The sequence below is a fragment of the Streptomyces sp. NPDC005494 genome, from assembly GCF_042872025.1.
GTDB lineage: Bacteria > Actinomycetota > Actinomycetes > Streptomycetales > Streptomycetaceae > Streptomyces.
Genome location: NZ_JBIAJR010000003.1, coordinates 95,088 through 107,866, shown reverse-complemented (window position 1 = coordinate 107,866; position 12,779 = coordinate 95,088). Strand labels below are relative to the sequence as shown.

Below are 12,779 nucleotides of genomic sequence, written 5' to 3'. Positions count from 1 at the left end.
CCGGTGCGCCACCCGGCGGTTAGCTTCGTAGGCATGACGACTCAGACGCAGCACGAAGCCCGCACCGACGACCGCGCCCCCGAGCACCCCTCCCGCCTGCAGTGGGCCCAGCTCGCCCCCGAGGTCTACAAGGCCATGGTCCGGCTGGACGCCGCGGCCCGTAAGGGGGTCGACCCGAAGCTGCTGGAGCTCGTGAAGATCCGTGCCTCGCAGCTCAACCACTGCGGTTTCTGCCTGGACATGCACACGAAGGACGCCATCGCCGCAGGTGAGTCCGTCGAGCGGATCGTCCAGCTCAGCGCCTGGCAGGAGTCCCACCACTTCTACACGGAGCGGGAGATCGCGGCCCTCGAACTGACGGAGGCCGTCACGGTCCTGACCGACGGTTTCGTACCGGACGAGGTCTACGCGAAGGCCGCCGCACGGTTCGAGGAGGCCGAACTCGCCCAGCTGATCGCCTCGATCACGGTCATCAACGCCTGGAACCGCTTCGGTGTCACCTGCCGACTGGCGCCCGGCCACTACACGCCCGGCTCGCTCGGCCACTGACGGGCCGGCACCTCCGCCCTCCGCCCCTCCTCGCACCGGAGCCCTGATGAACGAGCCCGTGTCCCTCTTCCGCGCGCTGCACCACAGCCGCGAGCCCGGCGACCCCCTGGTCCTGCCCGGCCCGTGGGACGTCCCGAGCGCCTGGGCGTTCGAGGACGCCGGCTTCCCGGCGCTCGCGACACCGAGCGCCGGCATCGCGGCCTCCCTCGGACACGCCGACGGGCGGACGCCTCCCGCCGAGATGTTCGCTGCGGTGGCCCGGATCGCCCGGGCCGTGTCCGTGCCCGTGTCGGCGGACGTCGAGGCGGGCTACGGGCTGGCTCCGGTGGAGCTCGTCGAACGTCTCCTGGAGGCCGGGGTGGTGGGCTGCAATCTGGAGGATTCGGCCGACGGCGTCCTCATCGATCCGCGGCGGCAGGCCGACCGGCTCGCCCAGGTGCGTGCGGCGGCGGGCGACCGCCTGTTCGTCAACGCCCGCGTGGACACGTACGTCCACGGGGGACGGGACGTCACGGACGTGGCCGCCGAGACGATCTCCCGTGCCCTGCTGTACGCGGAGGCCGGCGCGGACTGCGTCTATCCGATCATGGCCCCGGCCCAGGCGCTCCCCGGTCTGGCCGCGGCGGTACCCGTGCCGCTCAACGCCCTCGGTTCGCCCGACGGCCCGGAGGCCACGCGCAGGCTCGGCGAACTGGGCGCGGCGCGGATCACCTTCGGGCCCCAGTTGCAGCGCAGGGCGGCGGAGGCGGTGCGCGGACTCGGCGACCGCCTGCTCGGCCGCTGAGCGGACGGGCCCGCTCATGAGGGCGCCCCCCGGCGGCAGCTGCCGCCGGGGGGCGCCCTCATGAGCTCCGGGTCCGGCCGGTGGCCGGGGCTCCGGTCAGATCAGGCCGAGCTCGCGGACCGCGTCGCGCTCCTCGGTGAGCTCCTTGACCGACGCGTCGATGCGCGCGCGGGAGAACTCGTTGATGTCCAGGCCCTGGACGATCTCGTACGCGCCGTCCTTCGTGGTGACCGGGAAGGAGGAGATGATGCCCTCGGGGACGCCGTAGGAGCCGTCCGACGGGATACCCATGGAAGTCCAGTCGCCCTCGGCGGTGCCGTTGACCCAGGTGTACACGTGGTCGATGGCGGCGTTGGCGGCGGAGGCGGCCGAGGACGCGCCACGGGCCTCGATGATCGCGGCGCCGCGCTTGGCGACGGTCGGGATGAAGGTGTCGGCCAGCCACGCCTCGTCGTTGACGACCTCGGCGGCGTTCTTGCCGGCGATCTCCGCGTGGAAGACGTCCGGGTACTGGGTCGCCGAGTGGTTGCCCCAGATCGTCAGCCGCTTGATGTCGGAGACGGCGGCGCCGGTCTTGGCGGCCAGCTGCGAGATCGCGCGGTTGTGGTCCAGGCGGGTCATCGCGGTGAAGCGCTCCGCCGGTACGTCCGGGGCGGCGGCCTGCGCGATGAGGGCGTTGGTGTTGGCCGGGTTGCCGACGACGAGGACCTTGATGTCGTCCGCGGCGTTGTCGTTGATGGCCTTGCCCTGCGGCTTGAAGATGCCACCGTTGGCGGAGAGCAGGTCGCCGCGCTCCATGCCCTTGGTGCGCGGCCGGGCGCCGACCAGGAGGGCGACGTTGGCACCGGCGAAGCCGACGTTCGGGTCGTCGGTGATCTCGATGTTGCGCAGCAGCGGGAAGGCGCAGTCGTCGAGCTCCATCGCGGTGCCCTCGGCGGCCTTCAGGCCCTGCGGGATCTCGAGGAGTCGGAGGTTGACCGGCACATCCGGGCCGAGCAGGTGGCCGGACGCGATGCGGAAGAGCAGCGCGTAGCCGATCTGGCCGGCTGCGCCGGTCACGGTGACATTCACGGGAGTGCGGGTCATGGCGATCTCCGTTAGACAGCTGGCGGTGGGGGTGCCCCTGGTGCTGGACATCCCTGAATCTTGACGTGAAGAGATATCCAGCGGTCAGGCTATCCGACGCGCGCCCTCCCGGCCGTCCGCCCCCCTGTGGCACCGCACACAGCCGGTTACGTACCGCGATCCGCCGTGGTCCCCGCCCTGTGCCTACTCGGCCACGGCGCAGCCGGTCGTCCCGGACGCGAGGGTGGCGCACGCCTTGGCGTCGGAGGCCTCGGCCACGGCGACCATCGGGGTGTACGCGTCGGCGTCCGCGTCCACCGTGCCCTTCTCCTCCGCCGGGCCCGCGGTGATCCGTACGGTGTCGCCGGTGGAGGCCCGCGTGATGCGGGCCCACGCGGCGCCGCAGGTCTCGCTGTAGCGGACCTCCAGGAGGCCGCCGTCGACCGTTGCCCTGGCGACCGTGTCGGCGGACCGGCCTCCGCAGCCCATGGCTTCCGGGTCCTGCCCCGTGCAGTCGGCGCCTTCGCACCCGACCCCGGCGGGACGCTGCGAGGCGCTGCCCGAGGACTGTCGTCCGGACGGGGTCGTGGCGGCCACCGCGTCAACGGCGTCACCGCCACCGCCGAAGTCGGTCAGCAGCACGGCAGCCGCCATCAGCAGGAAGGCGCCCACCGCCCCCGCGAGGAACATCGTCACCCTGCGCCGCCCGCCGGTCTCCCCCTCGGGGGCACGGCCCGCCCGGGCACCGCCTTCGCCCCGGCCCTCTGAGTCCGGTACCGCCCCGGGCCCCGGCTGCCGCGGAACGCGCGCGAGGGAGCCACGCTGCACGGGGACGGCCGGCGGACGGACGGCCCCGCCGCCCCTCAGACCGGCGGTGGTGGAGACAGCCCCGTCGGCGCCGCCCGCGCGTCTGCCCGTCGGCGGGGCGGCCGCCACCCCCGCCTCACCGAGCGCCGCACGCGCCTGGGAGATCCTGATGGCCTCCATCGTCATGTCGTGGCGCATCTCGGAGCGGCTCCAGGCACGCTCGGCGAGCTCCCACATGGTCGTCAGATGGTGCTGCTGCGCGCCCGTGGCCTCGGCGAGCGCGACGACGGCCCCCTTGGGCGCGAGCAGCCTGCCGTTCAGATAACGCTCCCAGGACGTCTTGCTGTAGCCGGTGCGGTCGGCGACCGCTGCCAGGCTCAGTCCGCTCCGGTCCACCAGCCGGCGCAGCTGACCGGCGAACTCCCGCAGTTGCGGGTCGAGTTCTTCCGGTAGTGCCTTCCAACGAGGCATTGCTTCCCCCCAGTCGATTCCCCCGGGCCTCTCCCGGCGCGCCTCGCTCCCCCGGCGCCGGGCCGTTCCCTTTCCCGGCACGCTCGGCCCCGCGCTCCGGACTACCCAGAAGGATGCACGGTTCCAGGCCGGCAGTTCCGGACGAAGAGGCGCACGGGTGCATTCGGCATGAGTGCGGGATCCGTAGTGCGCCGTAGCGTCACCGAGCGCCGGACCCGGCCGTTGCGGGGCGATCACACGATGGCGGAATGGTCACTTCCGTGCCACAGGCGCCGAGCAGGCCTTGAACCAGCACCTCATGTCCATGACGCTTGTCGCAGGACAGGGCAAGGCCGCTCAACTCAGCTGATTCCGGTGCTTCCCGCACCGGTGTGCCCGGTCCGGTGTCCGTCCCTTCTCGGGGGAGGGGACGGGCACCCCTCTCCCCCTCCACGCAGCGCGCTGCCAATTGCTCGCCGTTGTAAGGCACTTGACGCACACCCACCGCCGGTCCGGACCTATGGTGGGACAGTGACCCCTCTGCCGGAAGACCCACCGTCGCCGATCGGCGAGGACGACCGCGACACGGCCGTGCGGCGGTTGCAGGACGCGTACGCCGAAGGACACCTCTCGCACGGGGAACTGGACGAGCGCCTCCAGCAGGCCCTGACCGCCAGGACACATGACCAGCTCGCGGCGCCTCTGGCCTCGCTCCCGGCCGGGAAGGCGGACACCACGTCCACCATCGCCGCCGCGGGCGGACGGATCACGCGGCGCGGAGCATGGCGGGTGCCCCGACGCCTCAAGGTCGAGTCCGCGTTCGGAAAGGTGCGCCTGGATCTGTCCCGGGCGGTCGTCGAGCATCCGGTGATCGACATCGTGCTGCAACTCGGCACCGGCAGGGCCAGGATCACGGTGCCCCGCGACGCGATCGTCGACATGGAGGATCTGAACACCGGGTGGAAGGACGTGCGCCACAGGGTCCGGCAGCCCTCCGGCCCCGGCGGGCCGACGATCCGGATCTCCGGGACCATGGGATTCGGGCGGCTGACCGTTTGCCACGCACGACGCTGAGCTTTCCCACGGTTCCGCCGGCGGAGCTCTTCGGTGTCCGTCGCGCCGCACACAGGCCGCACGGCAACGGGGCCGCCCGGCCCGACGGCCGGGGCCCCGTGCGGGCGGCCCGACGGCCGGATGGCCCGTGCGGGCGGCCCGACGGCCGGATGGCCCGTGCGGGCGGCCCGACGGCCGGGGCCCCGTGCGGGCGGCCCGACGGCCGGGCGGCCCGTGCGGGCACCGTGTCAGCGGATGGTGAAGTGGACCACGTCCTGGAGGAACGGCAGGTCCAGCAGCGGATCGGGCTGCGCCATCATCGCCAGCAGCACGATCAGCGTCCCCATCAGGCCGTACGTGACGAGGTCGGTGAACCGGGACCGCACGGCGAGCATGCCGACGGAGGGGACGACCCAGCGCAGCACCGCCCCCGCGAGCATGGCGACGCCCATCAGCATGGCGCCGACCCGGAACGCCTCGGCGAACAGGTCGGTCCCCACGATCAGCAGCCCGATCCCCGCGGTGCAGAGCACGGTGAGCAGCGGCCACTGCCGTGCGGGAGCGGGGGCGTCACCGGGGGCGGCACGGCCACCGCCCTCGGGGCGCGCGGTGTCCCGGGTCAGCGAGAAGCGGCGCGAGGGCTCCCAGGTCGAACCGCTCGCCCCGGCCGGGTCGCCACCGCCCTCGTCCGCCACGGGCGCCCCGCCCGGTTCGGCGGGCCCACCGGCCGGTCCGGCGTCCTCGGGCGCCGCGGGACCCCCGGGTGTGGCAGCGGCCTCCGCGGCCGCGGTGGCGTCTCCCGGCGTCACGGCGTCCTTCGATGTCACGGTCTTCCCGGGCATCCCGGCCTCCCCTGGCGTCACGGTCTCCTCGGGCGTCCCGGCCCGCTGGGACGATGCCGTCTCCTCGGGCCCCCCGGCCCGCTGGGACGATGCCGTCTCCTCGGGCGCGGCGGCCCTCACGGACGCGGACGTCCCTGCCTCCTCGGCCGGACCGTCCGCGTGCGTGCCGTCCGCCGGACTCGCACCAGCACCCATGCCGCTCTCCCCGGTCCGGGTCAGCCGGCGGATGCGGCGGACGCCTCGGCGGCGGCGCGCTCGGCCGCCTCGACCACGTTGACCAGCAGCTGGGCGCGGGTCATGGGGCCGACACCGCCCGGGTTGGGCGCGATCCAGGCCGCGACCTCCGCGACGCCCGGGTGGACGTCGCCGACGATCTTGCCGTTCTCGTCCCGGCTGACGCCGACGTCCAGCACGGCCGCGCCCGGCTTCACGTCCTCGGGCTTGATCAGGTGGGGCACACCGGCGGCGGCGACGATGATGTCGGCCTGACGCAGGTGCGACGAAAGGTCACGGGTGCCGGTGTGGCACTGGGTGACGGTAGCGTTCTCGGACTTGCGCGTCAGCAGCAGCGGGAGCGGGCGGCCGATGGTGACGCCCCGGCCGACGACGACCACGTGGGCGCCGTTGATCTCCACGCCGTGGCGGCGCAGCAGGGTGACGACGCCCTGCGGGGTGCAGGGCAGCGGGCCCGTCTCGTTCAGCACGAGTTTGCCCAGGCTCATCGGGTGGAGGCCGTCGGCGTCCTTCGCCGGGTCCATCAGCTCCAGGATGCGGTTGGTGTCGATCCCCTTGGGGAGCGGCAGTTGCACGATGTAACCGGTGCAGTCCGGGTTGGCGTTGAGCTCCCGTACGACCTCCTCGATCTCCTCCTGGGTGGCGGTGTCGGGGAGTTCACGCTGGATGGATCCCATGCCGACCTGGGCACAGTCGCGGTGCTTGCCGTTCACGTACCAGCGGCTGCCCGGGTCGTCCCCGACGAGCAGGGTTCCGAGGCCGGGTGTGATGCCCTGTGCCTTGAGGGCCGCCACGCGGACGGTCAGATCGGACTTGATCGCAGCTGCGGTGGCCTTGCCATCGAGAATCTGGGCAGTCATGACACCCATCTTCGCGGATGACCTGCCCCGCATACCAATTGCGGGTCCCCCGGCGCACGCGATGTTGCACTTGAGCAACAGCCAGTCAGTGCGACTGGACAAACTTACGTGTCGCTTATAACGATGATGGCCGCAGTGCCGCAGAAGTACCGGGGGGCGGACCACTGACCTTTCTTTCCTCCGTGCGGCCGCGTCGTCCCCGCTTGCACGTTGGAGGAACCGCCCAGATGAGTTTCGGCGACCCGAACCAGAACCCGAACAACCCGTACGGCCAGCAGCCGCCGCAGGGCCAGCCCGGTTACGGCTACCCGCAGCAGGCCCCCCAGGGCGTTCCGCCGCAGCAGGGGCAGCCGGGCTACGGCTACCCGCAGCAGCCGGGTGTGCCGCCGCAGGGCCAGCCCGGTTACGGCTACCCGCAGCAGGCCCCGGGGACGATCCAGGCCAACAGCGGCTACATCAACATCCCGGCCCTCGGCACCGTCCAGGTCGCCTCGATGGGCCGCCGCCTCGGCGCCCGTGCCATCGACGGTGTCGTCATCGGTGTGCTCTACGGCATCCTCAGCGCCATCGGTCTCGCCAGCGCCATGGGCATCGCCAAGAGCGCCGACGACTGCGGTTCGTACATGGACCCCGGTTACCAGGACTGTGTGAACGACGCCAGCGCCGGCATCATCGCCACGATGCTCGGGGCGATCCTGATCTTCGCCCTGATCACCCTGCTCTACGAGTGGCTGATGATCGCCTTCGTCGGCGCCACGGTCGGCAAGATGGCCGTGGGCCTGCGCGTGGTCAAGGAGAACACCGGCCAGAACCCGGGCGTCGGCGGCAGCTTCATCCGCTACATCATCCCGATCGTCGGCGTCTTCCTCTGCTACATCGGCGCGCTCCTCGTCTACCTGTCGCCGTTCTTCGACAACTCCGGGAAGCTGCAGGGCTGGCACGACCGTGCCGCCGGCACCCTGGTGATCAAGAAGTAGTACGCACCGCAGTACAGCCGTCACGAAGGGCCGGAGAGATCCGGCCCTTCGTGCTGTCCGGGCCAGGACACCGCACCGCCCTACCGGAAGGCCGCGGGCTCCGGGCTGGTCCGCTCCATGACGACGAAGGAGCCCGCCTCGCGCGTGACGCGGTAACGCGCCTCGGGGTGGAGCTGCTCGGCGTACTTCACCGGGTCGTCGATCGGCCGTGACCAGCCGAAGTCCCGGTTGATCGCGACGATGTCGGGCGCGGTGCCGGGGGCCCCGCCGACCCAGTAGACCGTGCGGTCGCCGGTGAGGTGCGCCATCAGCGTGATGTCCGTCTCCACCCGGGCGCCGGCCGGTATGGCCTCCAGAGCCTGCTCGGCGAAGTGGGTGCGCGCGTCGGCGCGGTACGTCTCCGGGCGCAGCAGCTCACGGAACGGAAGGTGCTGGGTGAGCGCGACGGCGATCGCCACCGCGACGGGGGCGGCGACACCGGCGTAGGAGACGACCCAGGGCCGTTTCGAGCTCCTGCTGCGGCGGATGCCGTCGGCCATGGCCAGGAAGACCACCGGCATCAGGATCGCGCTGTAGTGCCAGACCATGCCCCAGTGGTTGGAGTCCTGGGAGAGCAGACGCCAGCCGATGGTGGGCAGGACGAGCAGGATCAGGGGGGAGCGCAGGGCCATGAAGGCGGTGATGCCGACGAGGAAGACCAGCATCTCCAGCTTGACGGACGAGTTGAACACACCGAGGACGGAGTCGAGGAGGGAGACCTCCTGCCCGCCGTTCTCCTCGATCTTCTTCCAGTAGTCGTACGTCCCCGCGCTGCTCGCCGCCGGTATGAGCGCCAGGACGGTCATCACGAACGCGAACACGCCGAAGGCGGCCAGCAGGAAGCCCTGGAACCGCCGTCCGTACACAGCCAGCAGTACGCCGACGACGGCGACGGTGACGCCGAGGTCCTCCTTGACCAGCACCAGCGGCAGCGACCACAGGACGGCGGCCCGCCAGCACTCCAGGAGCAGGGCGCGGCAGACCAGGGCCAGCAGCGGGACGGCGAGGGCTATCTCGTGGAAGTCCGCCTTCACCGCCTCCTGGAGCCCCCAGGACAGCCCGTACGCGATGGTGACGCAGAGACCGGATCGCCCGCCCAGGATCTGCTGGGCGGTGCGCCCGACGATCACGGCGGAGGCCGCGAAGAGCGCGGCCTGGGCGAAGAGCAGGGCGACGGCGGACGGCCAGATCCAGTAGAGCGGGACGAGGAGGGCCACCAGAGGGCTGAAGTGGTCGCCGAGTATGAGGTAGCCGGGGCCCTTGATGTCGACGACCGGGGCGTCGAACCCGGCGTACGCGCGCACTTCCTGCTCGAAGATGCCCAGGTCCCAGGAGGGCGACTGGAAGTGGCTGTACCGCAGGTAGGCGTACAGGAAGTAGATCGCGCACAGGACCGCGGCGGCGATCAGGTACGGGCGCAGCGGCGCCGGATGTGGCGTGACACCGGCGGGTGTCCGCTCCCCGGAGTCCTCGGAGTCCTCGGACACCTCGGTCACGCTCTGGTTCAGATCAACCACGATGCCCCCGCAACGCCGATCCCACACTGGTCAACTGCCGGTCGCACCGGTCCCGCACGCCACGGTCCGGCAAGGCCATTCATTAGAACAGAGGGGCGACCGGCTTCCGTACGCCGGGACGCGCCGCAGGCCGCACCCCGGAGAGGGTGCGGCCCGCGGTGGTGCTGCGACCTGGAGGTCAGTGGAAGAAGTGGCGCGTGCCCGTGAAGTACATGGTCACGCCCGCCTTCTGCGCGGCCTCGACGACGAGCTCGTCACGGACCGAGCCGCCCGGCTGGGCGACAGCCTTGACGCCGGCGGCGGTCAGGATCTCCAGACCGTCGGGGAAGGGGAAGAAGGCGTCGGACGCGGCGTAGGACCCCTGGGCCCGCTCCTCGCCCGCGCGCTCGACCGCGAGCTTCGCGGAGTCGACGCGGTTGACCTGGCCCATGCCGACGCCGACCGAGGCGCCGTCCTTGGCGAGCAGGATCGCGTTGGACTTGACCGCGCGGCACGCCTTCCACGCGAAGGCGAGCTCCCTGAGCTCCTCGGCGGAGAGGGCCTCTCCGGTGGCGAGGGTCCAGTTGGCCGGGTCGTCGCCGTCGGCCTGGAGCCGGTCGGTGACCTGGAGGAGCGCCCCGCCGTCGATCGGCTTGACCTCGACCGTGGAGGCCGGGGCGTCGGGGCAGCGCAGGACGCGGATGTTCTTCTTGCGGGCGAGGACCTCGACCGCGCCGTCCTCGTACGCCGGGGCGACGATGACCTCGGTGAAGATCTCCGCGACCTGCTCGGCCATCTCGACGGTCACCGGACGGTTGACGGCGATGACGCCGCCGAACGCGGACAGCGGGTCGCAGGCGTGCGCGTTGCGGTGCGCCGTCGCGACGTCGTCGGCGATGGCGATGCCGCACGGGTTGGCGTGCTTGATGATCGCGACGCACGGCTCGGCGTGGTCGTAGGCGGCACGGCGCGCGGCATCGGTGTCCGTGTAGTTGTTGTAGGACATCTCCTTGCCGTGCAGCTGCTCGGCCTCGGCGAGTCCGCCCTCGCCGGAGGTGTAGAGCGCGGCGGGCTGGTGCGGGTTCTCGCCGTAGCGCAGGACGTTCTTGCGGGCGAAGGTCGCACCGGAGAAGTCGGGGAAGCCCGAGTCGTCCGCGGCCGCGTAGCCGTCGGCGAACCAGGAGGCGACCGCGACGTCGTACGCGGCGGTGTGCTGGAAGGCCTCGGCGGCGAGCCGCTTGCGGGCGGTCAGGTCGAACCCGCCCTCCTTGACCGCGGCGAGGACGTCGGCGTAGCGCTCCGGGCTGGTCACGACCGCCACGGACGGGTGGTTCTTGGCGGCGGCGCGGACCATCGAGGGGCCGCCGATGTCGATCTGCTCGACGCACTCGTCGTCGGAGGCGCCGGAGGCGACGGTCGCCTTGAACGGGTAGAGGTTGACGACCACGAGGTCGAACGGCTCCACGCCGAGCTCGGCGAGCTGCTCGCGGTGGGCGTCCAGGCGCAGGTCGGCGAGGATGCCGGCGTGCACGCGGGGGTGCAGCGTCTTGACGCGGCCGTCGAGGCACTCGGGGAAGCCGGTGAGCTCCTCGACCTTGGTGACCGGGACGCCGGCGGCTGCGATCTTCCCGGCGGTGGAGCCGGTGGAGACCAGCTCGACACCCGCCTCGTGCAGACCGCGGGCGAGGTCTTCGAGCCCCGTCTTGTCGTAGACACTGACCAGGGCGCGGCGGATGGGCTTATTCACCGACATGACCGAGATGAACCTTTCGTCCCTCAATGCGATAGCCGTCACGGGCGAGCCGCCCCACGGCCTCGACGAGCAGCTTGCGCTCGACTTCCTTGATGCGTTCGTGGAGGGCGGCTTCGCCCTCCACCGTTTCCTCTTCGGTCACCTCGACCACGCCCTGCGCGATGATCGGACCGGTGTCGACGCCGTCGTCGACGAAGTGGACGGTGCACCCGGTGACCTTCACGCCGTACGCGAGCGCGTCGCGGACGCCGTGAGCACCGGGAAAGCTGGGGAGCAGGGCAGGGTGGGTGTTGACGACCCGGCCACCGAACTCGGCGAGGAAGCCCTTGCCCACGATCTTCATGAATCCCGCGGACACGACGAGGTCCGGGCGGTGTGCGGCCACGGCCTCGGTCAGGGCGGCGTCCCAGTCGTCGCGGCTCGTGTACTCGCCGAGCTTGCACACGAAGGTGGGAAGTCCGGCGCGCTCGGCGCGCTCGATGCCGACGGTGCCGTAACGGTCCGCGCCGACCGCGACGATCCGGGCACCGTAGCCCTCGGGGTCGTCACCGATCGCGTCGAGCAGCGCTTGGAGGTTCGTGCCTGAACCGGAGACGAGCACGACCACACGGGCCGGAGCGGCGGAGGGGGGCGGGGAGGCCACGGCAGGGCCCTTTCTCGCGTGATGGAGCGGGTACGCGATGTACAGGAGGTGCGTTTGTATGGTCGTACGAAAGAGGCTTGCCCCGGGATACGGGGAACTCTACGAACGGTCCGACCGTCAGCAACGATACCGGCACTCCTGGCGGCCCCCACGGGACGGGGGCGTGGCCGAGAGGTAGCGTCAGGGGTCAGGGAACCGCCCCCGGGCGGAAATGACGAGATGGGGAAGACGTTCACCACATGCCGGACCGCCTCCGCACCGCCCTTGGCCACCCGCTGCCCGAGCGGGCATCCATGCTGATGCGGGAACGCCAGTCCTCTTCGCCGGAATCCTCTTCAGGCTCGGGGTCCTCTTCGGGCTCGGGGTCCTCTTCGGGCTCGGGGTCCTCGGGCTCCTCCTCGGGGTCGGGATCTCCCTCGGGGTCGGGGTCCTCCTCGGCGGGAGGGACTTCTCCGGGGTCCTCTTCCAGGCCCTCCGACGACAATCCGTTCGCCGCGCCCCCCGAGGACCGGCCCGACCAGCCGTGGCAGCCCCGTCATCCTTCCCACGCTCCGGGTGACCAGGGCAACGGCGGAAACGACGGCGGCGACGACCGTCCGGCCTGGGGCAGTCAGTGGAGCGACCGGCAGCCCGGCCGGCAGGGCGGCGGCTTCGGCGGCCGTCCCGGTGGTACCGGCGGACAGAGCGGCCAGGGCGGTGGCCCCGAGGGCAACCCCGGCGGGCTCCGCTGGGACCCGACGGACCCGGCCCAGCGGCGTGCGCGCTATGCGGTTCTGGGTGGCATGTGGGCCTTCTTCTTCGCCCTGTTCGACCTCCCCGAGATCGCGATGCTCCTCGGTGCCCTCGCCGTGTACTGGTCGATCAGCGCACTGCGCGGCGGTCCGCGGAAGACCCAGGGGTCCGGGGCGGCGACGGGCGCCGCGGGTGACGCGCGCGGCCAGGACCGGGCGCCCGCGTCCACCCCGCAGGGCACCCCGCCCGGGGCGGCCCAGAGAGCCACGCAGAACACCGGCCGCCAGCAGACCACGGCGGCGGTCAGCGGCCTCGTGACGGCGCTGCTCGCCCTGGCGATCGTCGCCACCGGCTACACGGTCCAGCTGGTCTACCGCGACTACTACACCTGCGTGAACGACGCGCTCACCAAGACCGGCGCGCTGTCCTGCAACGACAAGCTGCCCGACCCGCTGGAGCCCTTCTTCGGCGTGCGGAAGTAGCTCCGCCGCCCCG

General features: G+C 71.8%; 12 protein-coding genes. 5 read left to right on the top strand and 7 right to left on the bottom strand.

Annotation, left to right across the window (positions count from 1 at the left end):
* Window positions 1–33 precede the first annotated feature (33 nt).
* The gene (locus tag ACFYQ6_RS10475; RefSeq protein ID WP_361582236.1) at window positions 34–549 is read left to right on the top strand and encodes a carboxymuconolactone decarboxylase family protein; all 516 of its coding nucleotides are present in this window, start codon (window positions 34–36) and stop codon (window positions 547–549) included.
* 46 nt (window positions 550–595) lie between these two features.
* Window positions 596–1,333, top strand: coding sequence for an isocitrate lyase/phosphoenolpyruvate mutase family protein (locus ACFYQ6_RS10470; protein WP_388762386.1), 738 nt, complete (start codon window positions 596–598; stop codon window positions 1,331–1,333).
* Between the two features lie 96 nt (window positions 1,334–1,429).
* Here the strand turns inward: ACFYQ6_RS10470 and ACFYQ6_RS10465 are convergent, their stop codons facing one another.
* Together ACFYQ6_RS10465 and ACFYQ6_RS10460 are read right to left on the bottom strand one after the other, a co-directional pair.
* Complete coding sequence (locus ACFYQ6_RS10465; protein ID WP_361584279.1) at window positions 1,430–2,419, bottom strand: malate dehydrogenase; 990 nt, start codon at window positions 2,417–2,419, stop codon at window positions 1,430–1,432.
* 183 nt (window positions 2,420–2,602) lie between these two features.
* Window positions 2,603–3,676 carry a DUF2690 domain-containing protein gene (locus ACFYQ6_RS10460; protein WP_361584282.1) on the bottom strand — a complete coding sequence of 358 codons (1,074 nt, stop codon included), beginning with the start codon at window positions 3,674–3,676 and terminating at the stop codon, window positions 2,603–2,605.
* 510 nt (window positions 3,677–4,186) lie between these two features.
* Between ACFYQ6_RS10460 and ACFYQ6_RS10455 the strand changes: the two genes are divergently transcribed.
* The gene (locus ACFYQ6_RS10455; protein ID WP_388762382.1) at window positions 4,187–4,729 is read left to right on the top strand and encodes a DUF1707 domain-containing protein; all 543 of its coding nucleotides are present in this window, start codon (window positions 4,187–4,189) and stop codon (window positions 4,727–4,729) included.
* Window positions 4,730–4,956: 227 nt separating this feature from the next.
* Here the strand turns inward: ACFYQ6_RS10455 and ACFYQ6_RS10450 are convergent, their stop codons facing one another.
* Window positions 4,957–5,745 carry a DUF3017 domain-containing protein gene (locus ACFYQ6_RS10450; protein WP_388762379.1) on the bottom strand — a complete coding sequence of 263 codons (789 nt, stop codon included), beginning with the start codon at window positions 5,743–5,745 and terminating at the stop codon, window positions 4,957–4,959.
* A 20-nt stretch (window positions 5,746–5,765) separates the two neighbouring features.
* On the bottom strand, window positions 5,766–6,644 hold the full coding sequence (locus ACFYQ6_RS10445; protein ID WP_356737475.1) for a bifunctional methylenetetrahydrofolate dehydrogenase/methenyltetrahydrofolate cyclohydrolase: 879 nt from the start codon (window positions 6,642–6,644) through the stop codon (window positions 5,766–5,768).
* Between the two features lie 227 nt (window positions 6,645–6,871).
* On the opposite strand from ACFYQ6_RS10445, the gene ACFYQ6_RS10440 reads away from it, so the two are divergent.
* Window positions 6,872–7,621 (top strand): RDD family protein, encoded by a 750-nt coding sequence (locus ACFYQ6_RS10440; RefSeq protein WP_361584287.1) that lies wholly within the window; start codon window positions 6,872–6,874, stop codon window positions 7,619–7,621.
* A gap of 80 nt (window positions 7,622–7,701) precedes the next feature.
* Here ACFYQ6_RS10440 and ACFYQ6_RS10435 read toward each other — a convergent pair whose 3' ends face one another.
* The 3 genes from ACFYQ6_RS10435 to purN form a co-directional block, all read right to left on the bottom strand.
* Window positions 7,702–9,147, bottom strand: a complete 1,446-nt coding sequence (locus tag ACFYQ6_RS10435) for a DUF2079 domain-containing protein (RefSeq protein ID WP_388763010.1) — start codon at window positions 9,145–9,147, stop codon at window positions 7,702–7,704.
* A 208-nt stretch (window positions 9,148–9,355) separates the two neighbouring features.
* On the bottom strand, window positions 9,356–10,909 hold the full coding sequence (gene purH, locus ACFYQ6_RS10430; RefSeq protein ID WP_388762375.1) for a bifunctional phosphoribosylaminoimidazolecarboxamide formyltransferase/IMP cyclohydrolase: 1,554 nt from the start codon (window positions 10,907–10,909) through the stop codon (window positions 9,356–9,358).
* Complete coding sequence (purN, locus tag ACFYQ6_RS10425) at window positions 10,896–11,552, bottom strand: phosphoribosylglycinamide formyltransferase (RefSeq protein WP_361584295.1); 657 nt, start codon at window positions 11,550–11,552, stop codon at window positions 10,896–10,898. The genes purH and purN overlap by 14 nt, the downstream gene beginning before the upstream one ends.
* Window positions 11,553–11,791: 239 nt before the next feature.
* On the opposite strand from purN, the gene ACFYQ6_RS10420 reads away from it, so the two are divergent.
* Complete coding sequence (locus tag ACFYQ6_RS10420; protein ID WP_388762372.1) at window positions 11,792–12,766, top strand: hypothetical protein; 975 nt, start codon at window positions 11,792–11,794, stop codon at window positions 12,764–12,766.
* The last annotated feature ends 13 nt before the right edge of the window (window positions 12,767–12,779 follow it).

Bases quoted from the DNA above. Each gene is read 5' to 3' on its own strand.
- ACFYQ6_RS10445 (WP_356737475.1), bottom strand. From the start codon at position 6,644: ATGACTGCCCAGATTCTCGATGGCAAGGCCACCGCAGCTGCGATCAAG.
- ACFYQ6_RS10440 (WP_361584287.1), top strand. From the start codon at position 6,872: ATGAGTTTCGGCGACCCGAACCAGAACCCGAACAACCCGTACGGCCAG.
- ACFYQ6_RS10420 (WP_388762372.1), top strand. From the start codon at position 11,792: ATGCCGGACCGCCTCCGCACCGCCCTTGGCCACCCGCTGCCCGAGCGG.
- ACFYQ6_RS10475 (WP_361582236.1), top strand. From the start codon at position 34: ATGACGACTCAGACGCAGCACGAAGCCCGCACCGACGACCGCGCCCCC.
- purH (WP_388762375.1), bottom strand. From the start codon at position 10,909: ATGTCGGTGAATAAGCCCATCCGCCGCGCCCTGGTCAGTGTCTACGAC.
- ACFYQ6_RS10465 (WP_361584279.1), bottom strand. From the start codon at position 2,419: ATGACCCGCACTCCCGTGAATGTCACCGTGACCGGCGCAGCCGGCCAG.
- ACFYQ6_RS10460 (WP_361584282.1), bottom strand. From the start codon at position 3,676: ATGCCTCGTTGGAAGGCACTACCGGAAGAACTCGACCCGCAACTGCGG.
- ACFYQ6_RS10470 (WP_388762386.1), top strand. From the start codon at position 596: ATGAACGAGCCCGTGTCCCTCTTCCGCGCGCTGCACCACAGCCGCGAG.
- ACFYQ6_RS10450 (WP_388762379.1), bottom strand. From the start codon at position 5,745: ATGGGTGCTGGTGCGAGTCCGGCGGACGGCACGCACGCGGACGGTCCG.